Origin of the sequence: Enterococcus sp. AZ191 (assembly GCF_051713845.1) — a bacterium.
In the GTDB taxonomy this organism is placed as follows: Bacteria; Bacillota; Bacilli; order Lactobacillales; family Enterococcaceae; genus Enterococcus_B; species Enterococcus_B durans.
Genome location: NZ_JBIOQS010000001.1, coordinates 1,609,129 through 1,633,921, shown reverse-complemented (window position 1 = coordinate 1,633,921; position 24,793 = coordinate 1,609,129). Strand labels below are relative to the sequence as shown.

Annotated in this window: 25 protein-coding genes and 2 pseudogenes; 16 read left to right on the top strand and 11 right to left on the bottom strand. The window is 37.2% G+C overall.

Annotated elements, in window-relative coordinates; genetic code table 11:
- Positions 1 to 88 precede the first annotated feature (88 nt).
- The 3 genes and pseudogenes from IGI47_RS07900 to IGI47_RS07890 all read left to right on the top strand — a co-directional run.
- Positions 89 to 895: pseudogene (locus IGI47_RS07900) on the top strand (class C sortase); the annotation flags it as partial.
- 365 nt (positions 896 to 1,260) lie between these two features.
- Positions 1,261 to 1,713: an ASCH domain-containing protein gene (locus tag IGI47_RS07895; protein ID WP_438783869.1), complete on the top strand. Its 453-nt coding sequence runs from the start codon at positions 1,261 to 1,263 to the stop codon at positions 1,711 to 1,713.
- A gap of 121 nt (positions 1,714 to 1,834) precedes the next feature.
- Positions 1,835 to 2,413: an SGNH/GDSL hydrolase family protein gene (locus IGI47_RS07890; RefSeq protein WP_438783868.1), complete on the top strand. Its 579-nt coding sequence runs from the start codon at positions 1,835 to 1,837 to the stop codon at positions 2,411 to 2,413.
- A gap of 69 nt (positions 2,414 to 2,482) precedes the next feature.
- Here the strand turns inward: IGI47_RS07890 and IGI47_RS07885 are convergent, their stop codons facing one another.
- A complete protein-coding gene (locus IGI47_RS07885; protein ID WP_311931477.1) occupies positions 2,483 to 3,355 on the bottom strand; it encodes a MurR/RpiR family transcriptional regulator in 873 nt (290 codons plus the stop codon).
- Positions 3,356 to 3,553: 198 nt separating this feature from the next.
- Between IGI47_RS07885 and IGI47_RS07880 the strand changes: the two genes are divergently transcribed.
- The 11 genes from IGI47_RS07880 to IGI47_RS07830 all read left to right on the top strand — a co-directional run bounded on the left by IGI47_RS07880 (position 3,554) and on the right by IGI47_RS07830 (position 10,299).
- Positions 3,554 to 4,588: a Gfo/Idh/MocA family oxidoreductase gene (locus IGI47_RS07880; protein WP_438783867.1), complete on the top strand. Its 1,035-nt coding sequence runs from the start codon at positions 3,554 to 3,556 to the stop codon at positions 4,586 to 4,588.
- 642 nt (positions 4,589 to 5,230) lie between these two features.
- Positions 5,231 to 5,524, top strand: a complete 294-nt coding sequence (locus tag IGI47_RS07875; protein ID WP_005877734.1) for a hypothetical protein — start codon at positions 5,231 to 5,233, stop codon at positions 5,522 to 5,524.
- Positions 5,525 to 5,810: 286 nt separating this feature from the next.
- Positions 5,811 to 6,044 (top strand): hypothetical protein, encoded by a 234-nt coding sequence (locus IGI47_RS07870; protein ID WP_311931479.1) that lies wholly within the window; start codon positions 5,811 to 5,813, stop codon positions 6,042 to 6,044.
- 68 nt (positions 6,045 to 6,112) lie between these two features.
- Positions 6,113 to 6,394, top strand: coding sequence for a hypothetical protein (locus IGI47_RS07865; protein WP_311931480.1), 282 nt, complete (start codon positions 6,113 to 6,115; stop codon positions 6,392 to 6,394).
- A gap of 32 nt (positions 6,395 to 6,426) precedes the next feature.
- Positions 6,427 to 6,750, top strand: coding sequence for a hypothetical protein (locus IGI47_RS07860; protein ID WP_438783866.1), 324 nt, complete (start codon positions 6,427 to 6,429; stop codon positions 6,748 to 6,750).
- 125 nt (positions 6,751 to 6,875) lie between these two features.
- Positions 6,876 to 7,820 (top strand): L-lactate dehydrogenase, encoded by a 945-nt coding sequence (locus IGI47_RS07855; protein ID WP_005877741.1) that lies wholly within the window; start codon positions 6,876 to 6,878, stop codon positions 7,818 to 7,820.
- A 185-nt stretch (positions 7,821 to 8,005) separates the two neighbouring features.
- The gene (locus IGI47_RS07850) at positions 8,006 to 8,143 is read left to right on the top strand and encodes a hypothetical protein (RefSeq protein ID WP_438783865.1); all 138 of its coding nucleotides are present in this window, start codon (positions 8,006 to 8,008) and stop codon (positions 8,141 to 8,143) included.
- A gap of 207 nt (positions 8,144 to 8,350) precedes the next feature.
- Complete coding sequence (locus tag IGI47_RS07845) at positions 8,351 to 8,515, top strand: hypothetical protein (RefSeq protein WP_438783864.1); 165 nt, start codon at positions 8,351 to 8,353, stop codon at positions 8,513 to 8,515.
- A gap of 215 nt (positions 8,516 to 8,730) precedes the next feature.
- Entirely contained in the window at positions 8,731 to 9,279 is a 549-nt protein-coding gene (locus IGI47_RS07840) for a Crp/Fnr family transcriptional regulator (RefSeq protein WP_438783863.1), read from the top strand.
- 79 nt (positions 9,280 to 9,358) lie between these two features.
- The gene (locus tag IGI47_RS07835) at positions 9,359 to 9,946 is read left to right on the top strand and encodes an NAD(P)H-dependent oxidoreductase (protein ID WP_438783862.1); all 588 of its coding nucleotides are present in this window, start codon (positions 9,359 to 9,361) and stop codon (positions 9,944 to 9,946) included.
- A gap of 83 nt (positions 9,947 to 10,029) precedes the next feature.
- The gene (locus tag IGI47_RS07830; RefSeq protein WP_438783861.1) at positions 10,030 to 10,299 is read left to right on the top strand and encodes a hypothetical protein; all 270 of its coding nucleotides are present in this window, start codon (positions 10,030 to 10,032) and stop codon (positions 10,297 to 10,299) included.
- 564 nt (positions 10,300 to 10,863) lie between these two features.
- On the opposite strand, the gene IGI47_RS07825 is transcribed toward IGI47_RS07830, so the two are convergent.
- The 9 genes and pseudogenes from IGI47_RS07825 to IGI47_RS07785 all read right to left on the bottom strand — a co-directional run bounded on the left by IGI47_RS07825 (position 10,864) and on the right by IGI47_RS07785 (position 21,234).
- Positions 10,864 to 11,271, bottom strand: coding sequence for a type II toxin-antitoxin system death-on-curing family toxin (locus IGI47_RS07825; RefSeq protein WP_311931489.1), 408 nt, complete (start codon positions 11,269 to 11,271; stop codon positions 10,864 to 10,866).
- Positions 11,268 to 11,504: an addiction module antitoxin gene (locus tag IGI47_RS07820; protein WP_311931490.1), complete on the bottom strand. Its 237-nt coding sequence runs from the start codon at positions 11,502 to 11,504 to the stop codon at positions 11,268 to 11,270. The genes IGI47_RS07825 and IGI47_RS07820 overlap by 4 nt, the downstream gene beginning before the upstream one ends.
- A gap of 481 nt (positions 11,505 to 11,985) precedes the next feature.
- The gene (locus IGI47_RS07815) at positions 11,986 to 14,007 is read right to left on the bottom strand and encodes a glycoside hydrolase family 3 protein (protein WP_438783860.1); all 2,022 of its coding nucleotides are present in this window, start codon (positions 14,005 to 14,007) and stop codon (positions 11,986 to 11,988) included.
- Positions 14,008 to 14,011: 4 nt separating this feature from the next.
- Positions 14,012 to 14,716 (bottom strand): glycoside hydrolase family 38 C-terminal domain-containing protein, encoded by a 705-nt coding sequence (locus IGI47_RS07810; RefSeq protein WP_438784455.1) that lies wholly within the window; start codon positions 14,714 to 14,716, stop codon positions 14,012 to 14,014.
- A 10-nt stretch (positions 14,717 to 14,726) separates the two neighbouring features.
- A complete protein-coding gene (locus IGI47_RS07805) occupies positions 14,727 to 16,187 on the bottom strand; it encodes a hypothetical protein (RefSeq protein ID WP_438783859.1) in 1,461 nt (486 codons plus the stop codon).
- 100 nt (positions 16,188 to 16,287) lie between these two features.
- Positions 16,288 to 17,934, bottom strand: a pseudogene (locus IGI47_RS07800) (extracellular solute-binding protein).
- 20 nt (positions 17,935 to 17,954) lie between these two features.
- On the bottom strand, positions 17,955 to 18,869 hold the full coding sequence (locus IGI47_RS07795) for a carbohydrate ABC transporter permease (protein ID WP_311930006.1): 915 nt from the start codon (positions 18,867 to 18,869) through the stop codon (positions 17,955 to 17,957).
- Positions 18,870 to 18,885: 16 nt separating this feature from the next.
- On the bottom strand, positions 18,886 to 19,839 hold the full coding sequence (locus IGI47_RS07790) for an ABC transporter permease (RefSeq protein WP_438783858.1): 954 nt from the start codon (positions 19,837 to 19,839) through the stop codon (positions 18,886 to 18,888).
- Positions 19,840 to 19,878: 39 nt separating this feature from the next.
- On the bottom strand, positions 19,879 to 21,234 hold the full coding sequence (locus tag IGI47_RS07785) for an alpha-L-fucosidase (RefSeq protein WP_438783857.1): 1,356 nt from the start codon (positions 21,232 to 21,234) through the stop codon (positions 19,879 to 19,881).
- Between the two features lie 149 nt (positions 21,235 to 21,383).
- Between IGI47_RS07785 and IGI47_RS07780 the strand changes: the two genes are divergently transcribed.
- Complete coding sequence (locus IGI47_RS07780) at positions 21,384 to 22,013, top strand: DUF624 domain-containing protein (RefSeq protein ID WP_438783856.1); 630 nt, start codon at positions 21,384 to 21,386, stop codon at positions 22,011 to 22,013.
- Positions 22,006 to 22,482: a hypothetical protein gene (locus IGI47_RS07775; RefSeq protein WP_438783855.1), complete on the top strand. Its 477-nt coding sequence runs from the start codon at positions 22,006 to 22,008 to the stop codon at positions 22,480 to 22,482. Before IGI47_RS07780 ends, IGI47_RS07775 begins: the two co-directional genes overlap by 8 nt.
- A 94-nt stretch (positions 22,483 to 22,576) precedes the next feature.
- On the opposite strand, the gene IGI47_RS07770 is transcribed toward IGI47_RS07775, so the two are convergent.
- Positions 22,577 to 24,793, bottom strand: coding sequence for a helix-turn-helix domain-containing protein (locus tag IGI47_RS07770; RefSeq protein ID WP_438783854.1), 2,217 nt, complete (start codon positions 24,791 to 24,793; stop codon positions 22,577 to 22,579).

Genomic DNA, 24,793 nt, shown 5'->3' with positions numbered 1-24,793 from the left:
TTCTATTACCGTTATTTATTCGGATTTTTTTGATAAAAGAAAAGAGATTTTTCATGCTACAGATTTTTATAAACGAAAGGAGAGAAGTATGAATAAGAAAAAAAGAAGATTCTGGGATTGTCTCATGCTTCTAGTATTACTCGGAGGTATTCTTGCATTAGCCTATCCTTTTGTCAGTGATGCGTTGAATAATTATTTGGATCAACAAGTAATCAGTCATTATCAGAAACAAGCAGCCTCAGAAAACAAAGAAAAGATGACACAAATCCAAAAGAAAATGGAAGAAAAAAACCGACAATTAGCAAAAGAAGGCAATAACCCGGGAGCTGATCCTTTTGAAAAGACAAAAGAACACCCAGAAAAAGCAGATGATACCTATTTGCAAAAACATACATTGGGAATCTTGACGATCCCTAAAATCAATGTCCGATTACCTATTTTTGATCAGACTAGTGCAGTGCTTCTGGAAAAAGGTGCATCATTGCTTGAAGGTACCTCCTATCCAACAGGAGGGAAAAGCACCCACGCAGTTCTTTCAAGTCATAGAGGATTACCCCAAGCAAAATTATTCACTGACTTACCGAAATTAGTACTTGGAGATACCTTCTTGATCGAAATCAATAAAAGTACCCACGCATATCAAGTCGATCAGATCAAGACCATCGAACCAACAGATACAGACGATTTGAGGATCGAACCGGACAAGGATCTTGTTACACTCTTGACTTGTACGCCTTATATGATCAATGGCCATCGACTATTGGTTCGCGGACACCGGATCCCTTATTCTCCAGAGCAAGCAGAAAAAGCAACCAAAAAAGTACAAAACCAGCAACAGCTCTTTTTATTACTACTGATTGGAACACTTTTACTTATTTTTGGACTAATCACTTATCTCGGTTATCGTGTCTGGGGGAACCAAGTGATTCATCACACTAAATATCCGTTGTCTTTCCAACTGCAAAACGAAACAATCCAGTCAGTTACGATACAAAGCTTGAACAAAAAGAAGCCTTCAAAAATCAACGTGACACCAAATGAAGAAGGGCAAGTGAATGAAATGCTATCAGGTGGGAAATATGCTATTCTTTTTGATAACGGTGGGAAAATCCGCGCATCCATTAGACATCCTAAAGACAAACAGTTCCGATTGAAACGACAAAATAATAAAGTAGTCATTCAAAGAACCAAAAAAGCACCTTATATCTATTACATCAAATGATTCTATGAATAAAACCATGGAATAGATGGGAGACTAACATGGAAGTACTCGAAATATGGGAAAAATTTGTAACGATGCATCCTGAAGCTAAAGACAGCACATATGAGGTATGGGCTTTCGGGAGCAATCCGTCGATGGCAGATAGTTTACTCACCTTAGTGTTGGAGGGAAAAAAGACTGGAACCTGTTCTGCCAAAAAGTTATTTGACTACGACGATGAACCACTTCCCAAGGAAAAAGAATACAGTATCATCCTGGATGGCAAGAGCCAACCCAAGGCAGTCATCCAAACAATAACTGTAGACGAAATCGCTTTTTGTGATGTTCCAGCTGATTTTGCTTACCTTGAGGGTGAAGACGATCGTAGTCTTGCGCAATGGCGCTACGCCCATCTGAACTATTTTCAAGAGGTGTTTCATACCTATGGGCTGACCTTTACGGAAAAAGAAATCCTCTATTGTGAAACATTCCGAGTCTGCTATCATGCTTAACAGCTATCGATCAGATAATTTGATCGAAGGATAAAATCTTTTTATACTTTACACTTTAGAGTTTTCCTTTTTTATGTAGGGTGCTAAGATTGAAGTGTATAAAAGAAAAGGGATGACACAAATGAAAAAAATCATTATATTTGGTGATAGCATCGCTGCAGGACTTTTTGAAGGAGAAGTCATACACGCCTTAGATCAGCAGCTTTTGAACACGCTGCGTGCGTTAGAGTTACCAGATTTTACTATAACCAATCTAGGAAAAAGAGGTGATTCTACGACTAGTGCTTTGGAACGATTGACACAGATTGACCAAGAATTAACCGCTGATTATGTCGTTTTGAACATCGGCATCAATGATGCAATCAACGATCGTAAAAACAAAAAAGTATTTCAAGAAAATCTGTTGGACATCATAGATCAATTTAAAGACGGTCGGATCATCTTAGTAGGACCAAGTTATGTAGATGAAAAGATTAAAACTCAGACAGATCCAGTCATCTTAGTGGAATACACTAAACTAGCTAAAAAAGTAGCGGAGCAAACCGCTAGCGAGTTTATCGACTTCTATCAGTATGAACGTTCTTTCACTGATCCAACGATCTATTTACAATCAGACGGATTACATCCATCACAACTTGGCTATCATTTTTTAGGTTCGCTGATTGCGCAGTTGATCCAAAGAAACGAGCAACAAAAATAAAGCGAAAACTAGCTCCTACTGATTGGCAAGTGGTTTTTATCACTTCTAAGACAAGCGGGAGCTAGTTTTTTATTGACGGTACTCCTTCAATAACCCATGTTGGATCAATTGTTGCTTTTCTTTCAAGTTTAAAACATTCGCCGTATAATTTTGAGCATACATGATCGAATATAGCGTATTTAAAACATAATCAAAAGCAATCTGGGAAGAAAAAGTAGCGACTTTTACAAAATCCAGCTCCCCTTGAGAGATCACGAGACACATGCTCGCTTTTTTTGCCATTTCAGAATGCTCGTTTCCTGTCAGAAGAAGGGTGGGTGTCCCTACATGTTTCAAGTGGGACATGATTTTCTCATAGTGGTGGATTCTTCCGCTATAACTAATAAAAACAGCACAATCTTCTTTAGTTAGATTCGCAGCATTCCAAGACGAATCACTATATTCTTCAGCCAAGATCAAAAACTTATTTAGTTTGACCAATTTATTTTGGAATTTCCTTGCAGTGATCTGGGAATCTCCTTTGGCAAAGACAAAAATCCGCTTCGCCTGTGTCAATTTTTCCGCAATTGTATCTAATGGCTGATCTTCAATTTGTAGCTGTGCTTTCTTCACAGCCTGAATAGATAATTCAGCCATTTTTTTCGCAATCGTTGCTCCGTCATCTTGATCAGAGAAAGGAAAATTCGCATCGATCGTTTGATCAAATTGCGCTAGTAATTGATGGACCTCACGCCCTAATTCCAAGCGAAATTCTTTAAAACCGGTAAATCCTAATTTTTTACATAGCCGAATGATGGCTGAATGAGAAGTATAGGTCGCTTTAGCTAGTTCCTCGATAGTCATATAGACGGCAGCTTCAAAATTTGCTTGCAAATAATCAGCAATCCGTTTCTCCGTTGTCGTAAATGTATCTTGACGGATCAATTTATCTTCAATTAACATTTCAATCACCTTCCAACTCTATCATACTGAAAATCCATGTGTTTGACTATCTAAATCAAAAATGTACGACTAAACATATTTGTCACAGTACGAAGAGATTTCCCTGAGTCGCTGAACATTTTTACCTGTTTGTCCTGAAAACAACCAACGCTTGCGATTTCCTTGTATACTGACAGTATCTACTAAGGAGGGATAATTATGTTAACAATCGCATATTTAGGTAATGGAAAAAGTACCAATCGTTACCATCTGCCATTTTCACGTAAACTAACCGATAAGATCAAGATCAAAAAAATCTTTTCCCCATCAAAACCAGTTTGGGAAACATTTGACGATATTGAATATACAAATCAGCTATCTGACCTTTGGGATGATCCCGAGATTCAATTGGTCGTTATTACTACGCCTAGTCAATTCCACTATGAGTACGGAAAAATGGCTCTTGAAAAAGGCAAAAACGTATTAGTTGAAAAACCATTTGCAGAGACGTCAAAAGAAGCAAAAGAATTGTTTGCGTTAGCGAAGGAGAAAGGGCTATTCATCCAGTGCTATCAAAATCGCCGCTTCGATTCCGATTTTCTCACGGTTCAAAAAGTGATCGAAAGCGGAAAACTTGGTGACATCTTAGAAATCGAAATGCATTATGATTATTTCAGACCAGAAATCCCAGAAAATACTACTGAATTTTCAACAGCAAATAGTTATCTTTATGGCCATGCGTGTCATACAGTAGATCAAGTCATTTCCTATTTCGGTGAACCAGATACGATCCACTATGATGTTCGTCAATTATTGGGTAAAGGACGTATGAATGATTATTTCGACCTTGATTTTTATTATGGTACGATGAAAATTTCAGTCAAATCCAGTTATTTCCGAATCAAGGAGCGCCCTAGTTTTGTCGTCTATGGAAAAAAAGGCATGTTCGTCAAACAAACGAAGGATCGTCAGGAAAAACATTTAAAAATGTTCTATATGCCTGACAATCAAGACTTTGGTATCGATTTACCTCAACACTATGGCACTTTGACTTATATAGATGGCGAAGGAACCTATCATGAAGAAAAAGTCATTTCAGAGATTGGTGACTACAGCCGTGTATACGAAGGCATCTATGAAACATTAATCAATGGTGCAGAAAAAATCATAAAAGACGAAGAAACCTTACTTCAAATGAACATCTTGGAAGAAGGAATCAAAGAAATCCAGGAGAATGAAAAAAGCACTCACTGATGCCACATTTTGTTTCGTAATCAGCGAATAAAAGGGAACATTTCTAATACTCACAATCAAACACAGAAAATGAGGTCGAGACAAAAGTCGTTTAGGTTTGAAAAATTGAAAAGAGGCTGGGACAGAAGGAGTTGCTTCTGCTCCCACCGTTTATTCTTTTTTTGGAAATTCCGAAAAACCTGACTTTTAGACGCCGTTTATTCGAGAGTCTGTAGCAAAACTAATTTTTAGATTTGTCCCACACTCATTGTATATTTGAAAATCATTTGTCATGCAGGTAGTTCCGAAAAGCTTTGAACATATAAGACACCCCTTATTAACTTTTTGCTGGAGTAGGTTACCTGACCTCCACAGTTAAGAAAAATAGTTATGAAAATTGCTTATACATCCTATGAAAATGTCTGTAGGCAGACATAGAGATATATACACAGCTTTTCTCTGCCGGTCACAAAAATAATGAAATCAGTTGAGATGTTACAAATGCTACGCAGATTTTTCGGATTGTTTTTTATAGAAAAAAAGAACCATCCTGATTGCTGATTTAAAAAAAAGCAAGAAAAGAAACCCTTTTCTATTCACATATTTTGACAGTTATTTTATTCTTATGTACTATAAAGAAAATAAAGACTAGGAGGTAGAACTATGACAAATTACAATGGGGAAAAGGGAAAACGCCTGAGAGGTTCAATGGCGCCTAAATCAGATGATGAAGTAGCATTGGCTGGAACAAATTCTGGTGAAACAGAAGAAAAACAAGAAGCATTATCTGGAACAAACTCCGGCGAAGAAAAAGAGGTAGCATTATCTGGATCAAATGCTGTAGAAGAAGATGAACCAACAAAACCTAATCGTTTCGAAAAAGAAGTAGAGAAACTGACAGATGAAGTCAAAGAAAAATTTGAAGAATTGACTTCAAAAAAAGAACATAAAGACTAATTGTGTGATACTTTCTTTAAGAGTGTTTAAATCAAAGCAATAGAAGTCGCAGACCCAGAAGCAAAAAATGGGTCTGTGGCTTTTTTACTGTCAGGGATACAATTCGTTGCCATGTTGCTTAGAACTAACAAATCCTATTGTTTTTTGACCTCAAAATGATGACTGAAATAAAAAAACACTTTTTCCTGACTTAGAAAAAAATGTTAGTCGATTGGTTTCTTTTTATATTATGCTTTAAGATATGAAACCAAATTATTATTTTTCAACTCAAACTAGGAGGCATTATATGGAAACCTTTTGGCAACAAACAACCAAATCAGGTGTCGTAGCACAGACTGACCTATTCAAACGATTCTCTGACTATTTATCCGATCATTTAGTGTTTATTTTAGGCGGACTCACAGTAATCATTATTGTCACTCTATTACTTAGTAAAAAAATGACAGCAAGTGGACCAGCAAATAAAAAATCATCAGGAAAAATGACGACAAAACAAGGGCAATACAAAAAATACAGATAAGCGTAACTAAACTAGGGGAGGTAGTACAGCGATACAGCCTCTTTTTTATTACCTATAGGAGAAAATAAATGGATCTACTTCTGGCATTTTTATTTTATCAAGATGGATTACCACCCATGAATCATCTAGCAGAATCCTATGCTTACTTTTTCCTCTATATTCTGCGGTATGGTTTTTCAGTCTTTTTTGCTACGTACTTATTTATTGTGATCCTTCGAGCCTTTATGAAGTATTTAAAAGAGCAACGTCACCGAAAACATCAACGAAAATTTAAAAAGCAACTAGCAGAAGCTTATAGACAACAAGAACAAACACTACTCGAAAATGCAAAAAATAAACAAAAGCCCTAATAAAATAACCGATTCAACAGGAGGAGAGAACAGTGAAAAAGTTCGTATACCCGATCCACAAATTCTTTCATACGAAGACTTATCAAAAACTAAAAGAACAAAAAGAAATGAGGAGTTTCAATAGTTCAATAAGTAACTCCAGTAAAGAAACTCTTAGATGGATGTCCGCCGATACAAGCTATCTTACTATAACCACAAATTCTTCTCTACATGCTAGAATTACTCATGCAAAAAAGAATAGGCAAGAAATGTTTCAAAGAATAGCGTCGATGGAAGACCTACATGCTACTATCGGTAAAGAACAAGCGATACATACTGGGAAAAGAAGAAGTTGGGAACGCACTCAGACAATCTAATTCAGATTTTTCTATAAATAAAAATTATAGTAAGTATAACTTTTATTATATTGATAAATGACATATTTAGCATTATAATTTTCATGAAAATAACATAAGAGATGAAAGGGAGCGTGTTATATATCATGAAAAAAACAAGTAGAAAAGTAGTCATTGTTGGTACTGGTTTTGTTGGGACAAGTATTGCTTATGCAATGATCAACCAAGGAATTTCTAATGAACTCGTTCTAATCGACGTGAACCAAGAAAAAGCAGAAGGGGAAGCATTGGACCTTTTAGATGGTATGGCTTGGGGAGAAGAAAATGTCGCTGTTTGGTCAGGAGATTACAGCGAATGTTCAGATGCAGATCTAGTCGTTATCACCGCAGGAGTAAACCAAAAACCAGGACAAACTCGTTTAGATCTTGTTAAAACAAATTCAGTCATCATGCGTGACATTGTCAAACAAATCATGGGATCAGGGTTTGATGGGGTGTTAGTTGTAGCATCAAACCCAGTGGATATTTTGACCTATATTGCTTGGAAAGAATCAGGATTACCAACTTCACGTGTTATTGGTACTGGAACTACGCTAGATACTACTCGTTTCAGAAAAGAAATCGCATTGAAATTAAAAATCGATCCACGAAGTGTCCATGGGTATATCTTAGGTGAACATGGAGATTCAGAGGTAGCTGCATGGTCACACACAACAGTCGGTGGAAAACCAATCATGGAATTTGTTGAAAAAGATCACCGTCTCGAAGAAGCCGATTTAACAATCATTGCAGATAAAGTAAAGAATGCTGCATATGAAATCATTGATCGTAAGAAAGCGACTTACTATGGGATCGGAATGAGTACAGCACGTATCGTTAAAGCTGTTTTGAACAATGAACAAGCTGTATTGCCAGTTTCAGCTTATTTGACTGGTCAATATGGGGAAGAAGATATCTTTACAGGTGTTCCTTCAATCGTCGATGAGAATGGAGTACGTGAAGTAATCGAGTTATCTATCACAAAAGATGAAAGAGCACAGTTCCATAAATCTGTTAGTGAATTACGGAATGTTTTGAATACTGTATTATAAAAAAATGATTGCAAATAATATGATTTTAAAAGTCGGGATAGATAATATATCCCGGCTTTTTTATAGAACAAATTATTCCAGCATTTGAAATTATCATTTCATCAATCCGTTTTCCAGACTATAAAATAAATATATGTCTACATATTGACCGTTGCTACCGAAAAATGAAGAGAGGAACGAACAACGTGGATTTTGGTTGGATAAAAACGATGCGCAGTGATTTGAACGATCATTCTATCAGTACAAAAATCATATTTATCCTTATAACGATTGCTACATTAGGTTATGTTTTGCGAATGATCATCCTTTTAATCTATGAATAATTGATACTTTTAATGAATTATTTGCTTTTAAAAAACGTCATAGATACAGAAGTTTAGTAAAAAAGGAATGCAAAAACAGAAAAAAACATCGGATCAATCAATCAAACCAAGTAGTTAAGAGGGGGATCTATGGGAGTTAGTGTAATTAACGAAACAGTCATAAAAATAAGAGGCATCGCTTTTTTATTATAGTTCGCCACTTTCATTATGATTGTACTAGCCATTTTTTGGAAGCGAAAAAAAGGAACATTCAGTTGGGAAAAGAAGACAACAGCAGCCATCACACCTTTAGTCATTGCTTTAGTATTATTGATCATATTAGCCGTCTATATTTCTTTGATCTTTTATCATGCATTTGTTTATCGATTTTAGTTTAAATTGCTTTTCTATACGCGAAATTGAAGGGACCAACATCAAAGAGAATGGCAATGCTCAAAAAATAAGTTCAGGATACCCGTAGTGACCTTTATAGGCGAATATTTTTGGAACGTTTTACTATTCTCCTAAAGTAGTTATAATTGAAGGAAATACGTTATTAAGGAATTTCTCCTTCTAAACTAAAAGAGAATAGGTGAGGAACAGTGTCTATGGATAGTTACTCTGATTTGTTAAAACTAACAAATGAAACGGAAAATAGCTACTGGTATAAAAAATCAGTATCTGAAAATACTACACTTCTTTACGAAGGAGCAGTAGCAGATAAAATCTATTTTATTAAAAAAGGAGCTCTTCGTCTTTGGAATAACGATGACGGAAAAGATATCACGTTTCAGTTTTTCTTTGAAGGGCAAATCGTCGCTTCTTATGAAAGTTTTCATCTTGGGAGACCAAGTATATTTACCATTGAAACAATTGAAAATACTGATTTATTAGTCTTAGAAAAAAGAAAACTGGAGCATTTATTAGCAGAATCACCTGATTTAATACATCTGATGATGAATCAGTTATCGGAACGTTTTATCGCTTATACCGAATATTTCTTATCAAGAATCAAAGAATCCCCAGAAAAAAGATATATTTCATTGCTCGAAAAAAGACCAGAACTAGTACGACGTGTACCAGATCACTATATTGCTTCATTTTTAGGGATCACGCCGGTTTCTTTAAGCAGAATAAAAAAGAGAATAAAATCGTAGAATTATCTTTTGTTAATTACAGTTATATGATCTCCCTGTATTCTTTAGTCACAAAAGAAAAAGGGAGATCGAAACGAATATGAACACATTGATTATCTATAACCATCCATATGAAGGAAGTTACAATCACGCCATTCTGGAATCAGTAGTAAAAGGAATTACAAGAGCTCAAGGGGAATATGAAGTCATTGATCTAGATAAAGAGAACTTTAACCCTGTGATGACTTCCGCTGATCTATTAGGGTTTGTAAAGCACCAAGCAGTTGACCCAATTGCTATAAGCTATGCGGAAAAAATCAAAGAAGCAGATCATCTGGTCTTTATTTTCCCGATTTGGTGGGAAATGATGCCAGCATTAACAAAAGGGTTTATCGATAAAGTCATTTATCCAGGATTGACTTATGACTACAAAGAGAATGGGATAAGTATGGTAAGTCTTTTACCCAAATTAAAGGCCACAACTGTTATTACAACGATGAATACACCTAAGATCATGTACAAATTAACTTATGGGAATGCCTTGAAAAAAGCACTTATAAAAGGGACATTCAAGAAATCAGGTATGAAAAACGTGAACTGGATCAGTTTAAACATGGTCAAAATGAGCAAGGTAGAAAAAAGACAAAAATGGCTAAAGAATATTGAACAGAAATTCGCAAACATGTAATTAGGATAAACAAAGATTGAGGTAAAAGTGGTTTTTACTTTTATCTCAATCTTTTTAATCACTTTAAAGGAAGGAGCAACTCTATGTATACAAGCATTGAATATGTAATCGTTCACAAAGTCAATATTTATGAGGTAAATCGTTTTGGTCACAAATGGTATACTCAAACATTGATTTTTAAGCTTCCAGAAGATAAAAAAGGTTTGTTTTCTTATCATGTGACAAATAAGATTGATATTTCCCATTTAAACAAAGGAGACAAGGTCATGCTAAATCTTCATGTTTTTGGGAGAGGTCGTTCAACTTATTTTAAACCAGAATTTTGTGTAGATGGCATACTATTAATTGAATAAGTTTCAAGTATGACTAAGGCCGAAAAAGCTGTTTAGATGACTAAGATCCAATACATAACTAATTCGGATGCGGATGATTGCACACACAAAATACAGCTTAAAACACGAACAAATGAACAATAATTATAAAATTGTTGCTGCGCAAATCATTAATAATAATTTATTCTAAAAAATTTTTCACAGAATACGATATAATTTCAAATATTTGAAAAATAAAATCTTGGAATATGTAACGAACAAATCAGAAAATTTTTCTAGCAAATAAAAATTTACGAGTAGAAACAGTGCAAAATTTTTTTATAATTTTGCATCAGGCAAAAATGAGCATATTTGGTTTAAATCGGTTTGATAGAGGTTTGATTTCACTTTGAATCTACTTTGTATAATATATATTATGTAAACAAAAATATAAAAATTATATATTAGGCTATTCTCCCCACTGTTTTACCTATCTCTAACATCTTTTAATGAACGTAATTAGCAAAAAACGAAAAAAATAACCATTTAATACTTGTAGGCATAAATGGTTAAAACCAGAACGTTGATTTTTCTTTATAGATAGGTTTACTTTTTCTGGATTTTATTTGTTTCTTTCAAATAGATTGCAACATCTTTTTTTAGAATATCAAATTCTTTTTTGCTAGTTGTGATAGCTAAGATAAATTGAACTGCTTCATTCTGAGAAAAAGCAGTCGTATAGCCGTTTATTTCAAGGAATGTGACCATTGCTAGCAGTGCCGTTCGCTTATTACCGTTATAAAAGGGATGTTTCTTTGCGAGGTTTATTGCTAATATGGAAGCTTTGTCATAAATACTTGGGTATAAATCTTCGCCAAAAACTGACTGAGACGGTTGATTGATTGCCATGTCTAACGCACTGGAATCTTTTACACCAATCATCTCACCTTTAGAATGACGAAGAATAACTTTTGCATTTATCCTAACGACGTGTTCTACAGTGAGGTAAATCATAAATCAACTAAGTCTTTCAAAGCTTGATTATATTGATCCATAACAGAGTCAACGATGCTATCGATATCGAGCTCTTCTTCAGCTTTTGCTATCTTTACTGTACCATCTGTTTGATAGATATAAATGATTGATTCCCCAGTTTCTACACCTATATACTTTTTAACTTCTGGCGGAATAGTCGTAATATCGCTATTGCCCGATTTTCTAATTTTATACTTACGAGTCATTTTCAATGTATATCCCTCTTTTCCAATATATACTTTCTCCATGTATATACTTTCTCCATGTATATACTTTAACGATGTACATACATAATGTCAATGTATATACTCAATGAATGCATTTTCACTTAATATACACTCTGTTCCCCTTTTGAACAAAAACGATTCCTTTTTTGATTGACCGAATCACTTTGCTGTTAGCAACTGTCGCAACTAAAAAAACTGATAAAGATTTCCATTTCAAAGAAAGTTTATCAGTTTCGACTTGTAACTTGCCATGAGAAATTGTCTTAGTCACAGATTTTGTTAAAGATCGTGTTTATTGGATCATATCGGAATCGAACGATTTGTTTGGCGCACTCGATTTGCACAATAAACGGTACCGTTAATAGATCATCAGCAATCAAACCTAAAAACTCAAGTTCTGAAATTGATAGGTTGATGTGGAATTGCTGATTTTCGGTTGGATAAATCGTTGATTTATCGAATCCTACTAATATTTTTGTCCTAGGAGCCATTTATTAGTGTATTTTTTCAAATAAACTTGAATAACTTCTTTGCCAGCAATCGCTGAGTCATTAGCGATGATGCCAGACACAATGATTTGTTTTCCTTCTAGAAAAACTTCAGAATATTTGAGGGCGAAGTTGCTGTAACTTAAACCATAGCCAAACCGATACACTGGTTTTCCTGATAAATGAAGATAGTTCTCGTTGAAAGCGGTATCTCTAAAATTATAAAAAACCGGTAATTGTCCTTCCGCATCTGGTATTGATACTGCTAATTTCCCACTAGGATTTCGTTTGCCAAAAATTATATTCGCTAAAGCTTCGCCACCATATTGCCCAGGATATACCACATAGAGTAAAGAATCAAAATAATCTGCTAGCGACGAAACAATGACTGGTCTTCCAATAATGACCACACCAATCAAAGGCTTTCCAAGCTTTGCTAGTTCCTTGACCAATTCTGATTGGCAATCAGGTACACTTAAGTCAGACAGATCGATATTTTCCCCACTAGTCATTTCGTTCGAACCACTCAAGGCTGCACCATTCGTATCAAAAGTAGTCTCAAACTCACGTATGCTTGAGCCACCGAATGTCACAATGACTACCTCCGCTTCTTCCGCTATCTCTTTTGCTTCTTCTAATAACTCCCTACGACCAGAAGTCATTCCACACCCTTTAGCCTGTGTAAATACGATATTATCCTTCTGGAACTGCTGTAATCCATCCCACAAAGTCGAACATCGCTCTCTCATCTTGAATGGCGTATAATCACCTAATTGATGGTAAATACTTTCGTTATGCGGACCGATTACTGCAATTTTGCGTGATTCTGTTTGACTCAATGGTAATATACCTTGATTTTTTAACAAGACAACCGATTCTTCCGCTAATTGGATTGTTAACCGTTTCGTTTGTTTGATATCTACTTCCGCTATCTTAGGCAACTGTTGCCTGAACAGCCCCATCCTCTCCTTCAATTTCAATACACGAAGGACGGCATCGTCTAACTCTTCAACAGAAGCCCTCCCCATTTCGATAGCATGTTCCAATTTTGGGAAGACCTGATCCCATAAACTGATGTCCATCCCACTTTTTAATGCTTCTGCTGCTGCGCGTATTGGGTCACCAAAGTGTTCAGCAATACGATCTAACGCACACCCATCCGCCATGATGATACCTTCAAATCCGCCTTCTTCTCTTAAAAATTTCCGCAATAAAAAGGGATTGATATGGCAAGGTACTCCATCTATATCATTATAAGCAGCCATGATCGCTGAAGTGCCTGCTCGAATACTTCTCAGCGCTGCCGGAAGATGGATTTCACGTAATTCTCGTTCACCAATGACTACTGGTCCCGCATTATGTCCACCCATACTGGCTCCTTGGGCGGCAAAATGCTTTAACACTGCCAAGACTAAAAGATGCCCATCTTCTTTTTGCAGTCCTCTAACAGCCGCTTCTGTAAAGCAACTGGTTAGAAAAGGGTCTTCGCTAAAGCACTCTTCCGTTCTCCCCCATCTTGGATCACGAGCAATATCAAGGGCAGAAATCAAGCCGACATGCGCCCCTGTTGTACGAATTTCTTTTGCAACACATTCCTGGACTTTTTGATAAAGTCCAGGATTCCAACTGGCTCCACTGCAAAAATTAACAGGTACTGTCGTAGCATCTAGTCCTTGATGTCCATGGGGGCATTCTTCAGTCAAAAAAGCTGGGATTTTAAGTCTTGTATGTTCATTCAAATAGGTTTGGATCATTCGGCTGACTTTAAATGCTTCTTCTTGCGTAAGGCCTGTATTCAAATCTCTGTTCGTCCAAGGGTCTGCCCGAAAAACACCATAGATCCACCCGATCGACCCAAAATACGCTACTTCTTTTTTGAAGTAATCAGTCAATTCGATTCTTCCATTTACTTTTTCGTAAACTTGCCAGCCGTAGAGACGTTGATTCAGTTGTCCTACTTTTTCCCTTATAGTCATCTCTTTAAGAAGGTTTTCGATCATCTCATTACTCCATATACAATTTGATTGTGTGGATCTCATATGGTTTGAAGTTGATACTTACACAGTTTCCAATCACCGGTAACTCCTCTTCCTCTTCTTCCAATAAATTACATAGAAAAGCACGTTCAATATGCCGTTTTGCTGACAAGGAACCGACTGTTTGACGATTATGATATTCATATAATCGAACAATGACCGCTTCTTCCTCTTCTGCTTTTTTCACTGTATCGAGTAAAATATTTTTTTCGTCAACAGAGAAATACGCTGTATCTTCGCAATCTAAAAGAATCGGTAAGACCAACGCAGGAACATTCAAATCTAGGGCTTGCTCCATCGTATCTGCTTCCTTCCAAGTCCCTTGATGTGCATACAAGGAATAGGTGAACTTATGGATTCCCTGATCTGCGTCTGGATATGGATCAGTTGCTGCTTTGATCAAAGAAATCCCTACTTTTTGATATGATGTATTGAATCCATATTTCGAATCAGTTAAAATGCTGACTCCAAACCCTTCTTCTGATAAATCGACCCATTTTTGCCCACAGCTTTCAAAACGTGCGAGATCCCACGAAATATTTTGATGAACTGCTCGCTTGACATTCCCGAATTGGATATCGAAAGTTGCTTCTAAGGTATTGACAGCAATCGGCATTTGCACTTTCAATAGCAAATGGTGTAGATGCCAGTCTACAGTGGTTTCAAAATCAATACGGCCAGTATCATGGTAAAAACGAATGTTCCAATCTCTGATAAAACTCGCTTGCTCGATTCCCAGTGATCGTTGGCATCTCAGGTAGGGGACGGTGCAAACGTCTTTGGACTTCCAGCATCTGTCTTGTGGGACCACCGCCACCGTCACCATATCCATACGCCACAAGAATTTCATTGTGCGTACTTTTTTGCTGATACCGATCAAAGCTACCCTTGATCGTATAAGGGTCTAAAAGGCCATTATATGTCGTGTAATAGGGAGTAGGACTGTAGCCTTCACTGATAGTTGTGATAAAATGTGTCAGCACTCTACTGCCATCGATTCCCTGCCAGTAAAACGAATCATAGGGTAGTTGATTGAATTGATTCCAAGATAGTTTCGTTGTCATAAAATAGGGCGTGTTCGTTTTTAATAACAATTGTGGCAAAGCTGCAGAATAGCCAAAAACGTCGGGTAGCCACAAGATCTGACTATCGATGCCAAATTCTTTTTTGATGAATCGTTTTCCATAAAGGAGTTGGCGAACAAGCGATTCCCCTGAGGTCAAGTTACAGTCTGCTTCTACCCACATCGCCCCTTCTACTTCCCACTTTCCTTCAACCACTTTACGCTTGATCTCATCATACAACTCTGGTGCCTGTTCCTTAATGAACTGATACATTTGCGGTTGGCTTTGAAGGAAAGTATACTCAGGAAATTCCTCCATCAATTTGAGGACAGTTTGAAAACTTCGTTGTCCCTTTTCGATTGCTTGCTGTACCGTCCATAGCCAAGCTAGATCGATATGTGTATGTCCGACTGCCGTTACCCTTTCTTCAATTGCTCCCGCAGAGTGATAGAGTTCTTCGAAAATTCTGCGAGCGCTCTTTAGACTGCTGTAAAAAAGAGTAGAATAAGGTTGTCTAAAATCCAAGGAATTGACTGCTTTTGTTACAAATTTCTGGTACATCTCTGTTTTACCGCCGAATTGTCGGATTCCCCGCCAACAGTCAAGGAACGTGAAAAGATCGTAAATTGTTTGCTCCACTTCTGGATCGATTTTAATCAATGAGACGTACAAAGGAAACTTTTTTTCTGTCCGTCCAGCCCACAGTTCGATCGATAGATCCAAGGAACGATCAAAAAAGAAGTGATCCAAGATGATTTCTTTATGATTGACATCGATACTTTGGATAAGCGTTCCATCGATTGAAACATTCATCTGTGGGTTAGTCGTATTATCCCATTCCCCTAGTACTGTCTCTATTCTTAACGCTACCGTCGCCTCTTTCCATTCGCCAGGCACTGAAAAGCTACCTTTTAATGTGTAATACCTGTTCTTTTCTCCAAAAAAAGTACCTTGTTGATAGAGTTCCCACGATTCATTATTTTTCTTATAGATTGGATCGATACGCTGTTCTTCTTGTACGCGATATTTTTTTAATTCTCCTAAAATTCTTTGGGCGCGTTCAAATTCAAATAGTTCCATCTATTTTCACATTCCTCCTACGTATTTCATGTTTCATTTGCATCAAAAACCTGGACCATCCTCGTGTAGAAAATAGTCGCAGGTCTTGTGCCTCATATCGCTAGTTTTCTTTCCATCGGTTATAAGCTGTTTGATAGACTTCAAGATATTTTTCGATGCCCATCGACTCTACCGTTTTCTTAAAATCGTCCCATTTACTAAGCAGTTCGACTCCCGTAATAAATTTTGCTTCCATTTGTTCGATATAAGTCGATAAATCGGTTGCCGTTGCCGAAACTTGGTCATTTTCTTTCACCGTTAGATAAAGAAGAGGAAAAGGAACTTTTGCAATATCGTTCATTTTCTATTGTGTTTCCTTTGCTACCCAGTCATCAAAACGAGTGTCTTTTTCTTCATCTGGTGCTGTTAAAAGTTTATATTCTCCAGTGTCAGTGTCGGTGACGATGTTCGGTGTAGTCAATCCGTATGCTGGTGTGATTTTCCCCCGTTCATCTTCCGTATTTTTCAGATCGATCCCTTTTGTGTACACGCGGACCTTCTCACCGGTAGCATTTTTCTGATATTCCCATAAAGAACCTTCTGGACCTTGTTCTAAATATTTCGATCCTTCTTCTGAATAAAAATAATCTACCCAGCGCACAGAAGCTTCTGGTGAAGGATTCACTTTCGTCAATGCGAAAGTCCCTCGAGAAAGACGAGGACTTCCTGGAATCACTGCATTAGTTGACCACTCAGACGTCAAAGGCTGGAACATTGGGTCATTCAATGCTTCTATTTCCGTTCGGCCCGTGGTGAAGAAACTAAAGTAGTCGGAAAATATCCCGAGTTGATCATTCTGTCCCTTCGCTTTTTTCTGTTCATCCGATTGTCCATAGACTTCTTTGTCAAGTAACCCTTCATTATAAAGTTTATTCATGAATGTCAAATAGCCTTTATAGTTTTCAGTGATGGGGGTATAAATAACTTGATCATTATCGACTTGGATCCCTCTTGTCCTTAAACCAAAAGCCGCAAGCAACCAGACTCTTGTTCCATTCATATCCACATCAGTTAGCGGAATCTCATCTGCTTTCCCATTCCCATTAGGATCTTCATTTTTAAAACGAAGGAGAAGTTCATAGAATTCATCTATTGTCTTTGGCAGCTCCGTCACATTCAGCTTATCTAACCAAGTGCCGTTATACCACATTGGTCCTTGCCACCAAATCGATGTTGCATTTCTAGTGACCATCGGTAGAGAATAAACGTGTCCGTCTGGTGTCGTGATCGATTTCAATAAAGACGGGTCTTCTTGCGTCAATGCGTAAAAATTAGGCATTAGTTCTGGAGTTATGTATTTTTCTAAAGGAAGTAAAATTCCCTGTGAACCGTAATCGATTTCCATAGCAGAAGTCAAAGAACCCGAGCCAGCCCCATAAACGATATCTGGCAAATCACCAGAAGCAAAAGCTAGATTCAATCGTGTACTGAAATCAGCTAGGGGCGGTGTCGTATATTTCAACGAGATCCCTGTTTTTTTCTGATAATCTTTAAGTGTTGGCATATCTTCCCATTCTGCCAAACCAGCATTGGGTGCCATCAGATTCAATGTTAATTTTTGACCCTTTTTAATGATCGGAAACTGGCCATCTGTATTCAATTCAGCTTTTGTTGTTTTTGCCGTATCCTTTTTGTCGGATTTTCCACAGGCACTGATTGCTGTAACACATAAAATAAGACAAATGATCCGTATAACTTTCTTTTTCATAGTTTTATCCTCCTTCTTAGTTATCCTTTTATTGAACCTACCATCATCCCTTTGACAAAATATTTTTGCAAGAAAGGATAGACGATGATGACTGGTAACGTTGAAACAATCATGACACCATATTTGATCACTGCAGCTAATTGCTGTTTGCTATACAGCATGTTCGCTGTGTCCGCACTTATATTGCTCACTGTATTTGAAGACATATCTTGTAAAATCAAGATTTCACGTAATACCAATTGCAAAGGATACATTGATTTGTCTGAAAGATAGATCAATGCACTGAAAAAGCTGTTCCAATGACCAACACCATAAAACAAAGCCATTACAGCGATGATCGGTGTCGATAATGGTAAAACGATTTTTAGGAACAAACGAAAATTAGAACAACCATCCACGATAGCGGCTTCTTCCATCTCTCTAGGAATCGTTGTCTGAAAAAAAGTTCTTGTGACAACGACGTTATAGACTGATACGCATCCCGGAATCACGAGAGCCCAGACTGTATTCAACATCCCTAAACTACGAATCAGCAGATAAGAAGGAATCAGCCCTCCAGAAAGAAACATCGTTACGAGCATAAAATTGGTAAATGCTTTTCTTCCATAGAAATCTTCCCTTGCCAAAGCATAGGCACAGGGCAATGTGACGAGAAGGTTGATCATCGTACCTAGCGAAGTGTAATAAATCGTATTTAAATACCCTCGCCAAATATTACTATTTCCCAACAACGTACGATAGCCTTCTAGAGTTATTCCCTTTGGAAATAGCCACATCTCCCCCGAATTTACAAGGTGCGGATTTGAAATCGAGGCACTAACGATATAAATCAAGGGATAAAGCACGATCAATAACGCAATTGCTAAAAAAGTGTATAGGACACCCAGGAATAATTTATCTGCTTTGGTATCTTTGATAAGAGTAGTTGTTTTCATCTTTTCACCTCCTTTTTTATAGCAGACTGGAATTACTCAAACGTTTGGCAATGCTATTTACTGAAATCAGTAAAATGGAATTGATCACTGAATTAAAAAGTCCGACTGCAGATGCAAAACTATATTGAGCATCCAATAATCCCTGCTGATACACGAATGTTGCAATAACATTCGACGATTCCATGTTCAAAGGATTTTGCATTAGAATGACTTTTTCGAATCCTACCGACATCAAACTACCAAAACTCATGATCAATAAAATGACCATCGTTGGCATGATCGTTGGCAAATTGATGTACCAAACTCTTTGCAACCTTGAAGCACCATCGATCGTGGCAGCTTCGTGTAATTGGGTATCGACACCAGATAAAGCGGCTAAATAAATAACTGAGCCCCATCCAGTGCCTTGCCATACACCTAATAAAACATAAATCGTTTTGAACCACTTAGGATCAGTCATAAAGTTGATTCGTTGCAGACCAGCGAACTCCAACAAATGGTTGATCACCCCAGTTGAAGGAGATAAGAAAGCAATGATCATTCCTACCATGACCACTACCGCAATAAAGTTGGGCGCATAAGTCACTGTTTGCGTGATTTTTTTAAACGGACCATCTTTGATTTCATTCAATGCTAAAGCTAAGATGATCGGAAGCGGAAACCCAACGATGAGGGAGTACACACTGATTCCTAAAGTATTTTTGATTAGATCCCAAAAATAGTAGGATTCAAAAAAACGCTGAAAGTGCTTCAATCCCACCCAAGGACTACCTAATATACCAAGAGAAGGCATATAATCTTTAAAAGCAATGATGATCCCATACATCGGTCCGTAAGAGAAAATCAGGATCACCAGAAAAGCGGGCAAAACAAATAAATAAAGTTGTTGATTCTTTTTCAGTTTCAGTTTGAGTTGCTGGAACTTTGTTTTTTTGCCTGTCAATGGTACCTGAATATTTGGATAACCCATTGGTTAACCTCCTTTTTACAAATAGTTGGCGCTTTCATTTTATTTGTTCTTTACTATTCGAAGTCCGATTGCTCCGTTTGCGGGACGTGTGATTTCATTACTAAGTAGATGATATTCGCCATCTATTTCATAGAATGAAAGTTGCTTTTTTGTTGCTAAATCTACAACGACTGTGTCTATACTCGCTTTGATTTCACTTAACTTGATAACAGATTGCGGTATTTCTAGAATGCTACGAAATGCGTAATATATATCTTTTTCTTTATGCGAGGTAAAATACCATCCCTCAGTACTGTCACTCTGGTTTTTTCCTAGAGGTCGCGTATGATAGATCCCTTCACCATACCTTTGCAACCATTCACCGATTTCTTCTAAGATGAATGTTTCTTCTTTGGTGATCGTTCCTTCTGGAGTAGGCCCTACACCTAAAATCAAATTTCCGCCTTTACTGACAACATCAATCAGCATCTCAATCAATTCCTGACTTGTCTTGAACACGTCATTCGGCACATATCCCCAGTCGTTTCCTATAGGTATATTACTTTCCCAAGGTTTTGAAGGAATCTCATCATGCGCAGGTATTTTTCTTTCTGGCGTCACATAATTTTCGTGACGTCCCCCCATCATCCGATCCACAATGATCAATTCTGGTTGCGACTCACGGGCAATCTCTGCTAAACTGTCCATCTGTAGATCCTCTTTGCCTTGTCCACACCAACCAGCATCCAACCACAGAAAATCGATTGGTCCATAGTGAGTAGTGATCTCCTTTATTTGATGATGAACAAAAGAAACATATCTTTCCCATAGTTCAGGGTGCTTTTGTGTATCATAACTGACATGCCGACCTTTGATAGTTGAATCATCTAACCAATAAAAAGGCGAGTACCAATCAGCTTTAGAATAATAGGCACCTGTCGCTAACCCCGCAGATCGAAAAGCAGTGAAAACTTCTTTAAGCACATCTCTTTTAAAAGGACTTAATTTACCTCCAATTTTGTACTCTGTTTCCAGTGTATTGTATAAATTGAAGCCATCATGATGCTTCGCTGTGAATAAACAATACCTAAAACCGGCTTTTTGACAAAGTTCCGCCCACTTTTCGATGTTCAATTTTTGGGGATTGAATTCCCTTATAAGCTGCCAATAATCCATTCGTAAATCTGCTATATTCTCTCGATAAGCTCTACCAGCTCGTGCCCATTCATCTTTTTCAGACAATTGCCAAGACTCCACGATACCTGCTTGCGCATATAGTCCATAGTGAAAAATGACACCGAATTTCAAATCTTGGAACCAACTGAGACGTCGTTCCAGCATTTTTGTTTCTGGATAAATCTCTTCTTGTTCATCTCTATTTTTCGATTGTTCAATATCGCCTCGGATTTTTTCCATTGCACACCTCTCCTTTGTTTTAAAGCTACTGGGCAAAGACAGAAAAAACAATATGTAAAAAAAGCCAATGTGTAATATCAGGAATACTGTGGTATTCACAATTTTTTCATAGTATCTTTTTAGTAAATAAACGCAGCAAGGAGGATCTTATGCCTACATCTAACACCTTTTATGACCTATCTTATCGTTTGGGAACATTCCTGATACTTTTGCTTAAACTACAGTTTTTCTGGCTACTGACTCTCTTGAAAGGTGGGATCATTTTTGGCTTCTTTCCAGCGACTGCTATCATCTTTCAGGTTTTTCTATTCCTTTTTACAAACAAAGAAGTGCCTCAAGAATTGGTATCTTGGTATAAAAAAACGACTAAACGTCAGTTCAAGGCAATCAATCGGTTAGGCTTCTTCTACAGCGGTATCCTGCTTTTTCTTTGGTTCGATCTACGAATAGCTACACACTTTCTGCGCCATTCATTCGTTCATCTGAGTTTATTGCTCTTTGTATGCCTGTTCATTCTGGCAGGATTCTATCTTCTGCCTGTCTTTCTACGATACCAGCTAACATTTAGCCAATACTTCATACGTGTATTTCTCTTGATGTTCTTAAATCCTTTCCAGACATTAGCGATGGTTGTCAGTGGCATTCTCACATCAGCACTATTCTTCTGGTATCCATTACTATGTTTTTTAGCCATTCCATTATTGTTATTTCCAATCAGCTTTTTTGCATTTCAGACCATGCAACGAGGAGAGAGCCTAGCGAGGAGCAAAAATGTATAAAATGATTCGGAGTTTTATTTTTTTAATTATTTCTTTGTCTTTGTTTTTCATTTGGATAAGTAAGAATCAGACAGTATCAGATAGACAGGCAACTGCTATACTTTCAGGGAAAATAACGGATAAAAAAAGTGTCCAAAATTGTCTAGACTTAGTAAAAAAGAATTTAGCCGCAGCCACTGAAAAAAATCTTGAAGCTTATCTGGCTACTTTGTCTGACAAAGCGCAGGCAGACACAAAAAAAGAACTATCAAGTATTGATTCTTATGATCTAGAACACGAGCTGATAGCTTTCAAGGTACTTGAGCAACGGCCAGATTCTCTGTTTGTTGAAGCATTCCAGCGAACGAGTAATCAAGGGAAAACTCATTATCAAAACCATATCGCTCAAATCCATTACACGTTTATGATTGAAGCAGGTGAATGGAAAATCACTGATGCCATCATTACCAATATCGAACAGATCGACTAAAAAACAGTTTTCCAGGGTTAGACTGTCCTACTCAAGGACGTCAATCCATAGAAAGCTGCTTTTTGTTTTCATGTTCAAATAGAGCAAATACCGCTTATTCACGGTTCATTTCTCGATATTTACCTGGTGTCATCCCGACGATCTGCCGGAATTTTCTTGTAAAATTAGAGATATCATAATACCCATTCTGTTGGATGATCACCTTGATGGGTAACTCAGTTTCTGCCAATTCTTGTTTTATTTTTCTAAAGCGCAACATTTGGATATATTTTGAAAAAGTCAGTCCGCTTTCTTTGCGGATCGAACGACTGACAAAGGAAACTGAAACAGAAAAATCTGTAGCTGTTGATTCTAAACTAAGCTGTGCCGATTGGAAATTCTGCTGTAGATAGGCCAATATTTGTTCTTCCAAACATTCCGGTTGCTTTTTTGGTATCTCGCACATTTTTTTACAAATTCGTTCTGCTAGTTCGTTTAAAAAGTTTTCAAGTTCGATCAAACTAGAAAACTCAGGCAATTCTTCCAAGGGATGGAAAATCCCTTTACCGATGAGTTCGTTTCCTATTTGGAGGATCGTATTAAGTAGATAGTATCCATATAACTTTTGCAGATTTTCTGATTTCAAGTTCAGTTCTCCATAAGATATCAGTTCTCTAATTGTTTCTAAAACGTGATCAAACTCTCCATTTTCAAGATAGTTCACTAATTTTAAACGTAGATCAATAGGATACTCGATACTCAAAGCGTCCTCTTTAGTAGTTAGTTCTGAATAGTAACAGATTGCTCCTTTCACATTCGGATAACGTAGCGCTGCTCGCGATTCAATATAGGAACGATTTAACTGACCTAGACTATGAACGATAGAACCAACCCCGATCCGAATAGGTTGTGAGCATCTTTCGGTAATCATTTGGACGAGTTCAACCTGCTCGTCAAGAGATCCACACCCAATCGCAAAAACAAAAGTCTGATTTTCTATATTCTCGACTCCATAAGCACAATAGTTCTTTGTGATCGCTTCAGCCCAATGATTATTTATTCGTTCTTTCGATTGATCCAACTGTTTAAGATCAATCGTTGCAATAAAATAATACTCCGTCGAAAAGTTGATATGGACAGCTGTCAGTAACTGCTCCAATTCGGAATCGATCACTAATTGACTGTTAAGCAAGCGCTGAAAAACTTGCTCCCTTGCATATGGGATCTGTAGTTGATTCTGAATAGTCAATTTTTGGTGTGCAATGAGAAATTTTGCTAATGTATCAGAGACTTCTTTAAGTGAAGAAACCGTAAGTGTGGGGTCTTCTTGAAATTGCTGTGCTAAGTACTCGATTTTTTGAATAGGACGCAAGTTACGCATGCTAAATAAAACGACGATCATTAACCCCATAAACAAAATCACTAAGATCAAGACAATCATTTTGGTCTGAACTCGTTCGATCGTAAGCAATGCCGATGTTGGATCTACAAGAGAAAGGAGCGAGAGATTCAAATAAGGATTCTTCAAACTTTGGATAAGATATCGTTTTTGCTTGATCTTCACATTTTCTTTTGTCATTAGTTTCTCTACGGAATAAAGCGTACTGAGAAAAGTATTCAGCTCCTCACTTTTCGTCTTTGTCACTAATTGATAGCTTTCATCGACGATACAACTCAGATTCCCACTAGCAGGACTATAAGCATCGAGTACTTTAGTAAGAGTATTCTTTTTGATTTCGTAGATTGCGATACTATGTACGGTACCTTCCTTGTTTTGTATTGGAACAACATACAGATAGGAAGAAGATGGCAAGTCCTCATCAGAAGCAATAGTGATAAACTTGGCATCAGTCGTAGCCAATTGTTCTTGTAGTCTCTTTCCCAGCTGATGATCGTTCTTAACTGTTTTTCTAAGAAACAGTTCCAGCGAGTAATTTCCTGATGAGGAGTAAAGCATCTCGGGGCGGTCATTCCGATAATAGAGATAGACTTCTTCAACTAACTCACTAGTTATTTTGTATGTATGTAATATTGATTTGCCTTCTTTGATATAATACGGATGATCCAACGAACTTAAAGCGAGTTGGCGATTGTCAGTGATCCGCTCCGTGAGATGTGCCAACTTCAAAAAGTTGCTCTCAAGCGAGTAATTGATCTGCATCATCTGATTTTTTGCCATCAAGCGCACTTGTTGTTCTGTACTTTCCGTTGCTGTAATATACCAGATCCACGAAACAGATAAGAATGGAAGTAAAAAAGCAACGAGATACGAACCCAATATACCTAGAAGTCTTCGAACATTGATTCTTTTTTGTTTAGTCCTTCTGATCAT

What these genes read in the sequence shown, in the direction of transcription:
- IGI47_RS07795 (WP_311930006.1), bottom strand. Translation starts at nt 18,869, where the DNA reads ATGAAAACAACTACTCTTATCAAAGATACCAAAGCAGATAAATTATTC.
- IGI47_RS07825 (WP_311931489.1), bottom strand. Translation starts at nt 11,271, where the DNA reads ATGATTTACCTCACTGTAGAACACGTCGTTAGGATAAATGCAAAAGTT.
- IGI47_RS07870 (WP_311931479.1), top strand. Translation starts at nt 5,811, where the DNA reads ATGGAAACCTTTTGGCAACAAACAACCAAATCAGGTGTCGTAGCACAG.
- IGI47_RS07890 (WP_438783868.1), top strand. Translation starts at nt 1,835, where the DNA reads ATGAAAAAAATCATTATATTTGGTGATAGCATCGCTGCAGGACTTTTT.
- IGI47_RS07875 (WP_005877734.1), top strand. Translation starts at nt 5,231, where the DNA reads ATGACAAATTACAATGGGGAAAAGGGAAAACGCCTGAGAGGTTCAATG.
- IGI47_RS07805 (WP_438783859.1), bottom strand. Translation starts at nt 16,187, where the DNA reads ATGGAACTATTTGAATTTGAACGCGCCCAAAGAATTTTAGGAGAATTA.
- IGI47_RS07845 (WP_438783864.1), top strand. Translation starts at nt 8,351, where the DNA reads ATGATTGTACTAGCCATTTTTTGGAAGCGAAAAAAAGGAACATTCAGT.
- IGI47_RS07775 (WP_438783855.1), top strand. Translation starts at nt 22,006, where the DNA reads ATGTATAAAATGATTCGGAGTTTTATTTTTTTAATTATTTCTTTGTCT.
- IGI47_RS07895 (WP_438783869.1), top strand. Translation starts at nt 1,261, where the DNA reads ATGGAAGTACTCGAAATATGGGAAAAATTTGTAACGATGCATCCTGAA.
- IGI47_RS07815 (WP_438783860.1), bottom strand. Translation starts at nt 14,007, where the DNA reads ATGATCGAAAACCTTCTTAAAGAGATGACTATAAGGGAAAAAGTAGGA.
- IGI47_RS07770 (WP_438783854.1), bottom strand. Translation starts at nt 24,793, where the DNA reads ATGATCAGAAGGACTAAACAAAAAAGAATCAATGTTCGAAGACTTCTA.
- IGI47_RS07835 (WP_438783862.1), top strand. Translation starts at nt 9,359, where the DNA reads ATGAACACATTGATTATCTATAACCATCCATATGAAGGAAGTTACAAT.
- IGI47_RS07885 (WP_311931477.1), bottom strand. Translation starts at nt 3,355, where the DNA reads ATGTTAATTGAAGATAAATTGATCCGTCAAGATACATTTACGACAACG.
- IGI47_RS07865 (WP_311931480.1), top strand. Translation starts at nt 6,113, where the DNA reads ATGGATCTACTTCTGGCATTTTTATTTTATCAAGATGGATTACCACCC.
- IGI47_RS07855 (WP_005877741.1), top strand. Translation starts at nt 6,876, where the DNA reads ATGAAAAAAACAAGTAGAAAAGTAGTCATTGTTGGTACTGGTTTTGTT.
- IGI47_RS07830 (WP_438783861.1), top strand. Translation starts at nt 10,030, where the DNA reads ATGTATACAAGCATTGAATATGTAATCGTTCACAAAGTCAATATTTAT.
- IGI47_RS07880 (WP_438783867.1), top strand. Translation starts at nt 3,554, where the DNA reads ATGTTAACAATCGCATATTTAGGTAATGGAAAAAGTACCAATCGTTAC.
- IGI47_RS07780 (WP_438783856.1), top strand. Translation starts at nt 21,384, where the DNA reads ATGCCTACATCTAACACCTTTTATGACCTATCTTATCGTTTGGGAACA.
- IGI47_RS07785 (WP_438783857.1), bottom strand. Translation starts at nt 21,234, where the DNA reads ATGGAAAAAATCCGAGGCGATATTGAACAATCGAAAAATAGAGATGAA.
- IGI47_RS07790 (WP_438783858.1), bottom strand. Translation starts at nt 19,839, where the DNA reads ATGGGTTATCCAAATATTCAGGTACCATTGACAGGCAAAAAAACAAAG.
- IGI47_RS07840 (WP_438783863.1), top strand. Translation starts at nt 8,731, where the DNA reads ATGGATAGTTACTCTGATTTGTTAAAACTAACAAATGAAACGGAAAAT.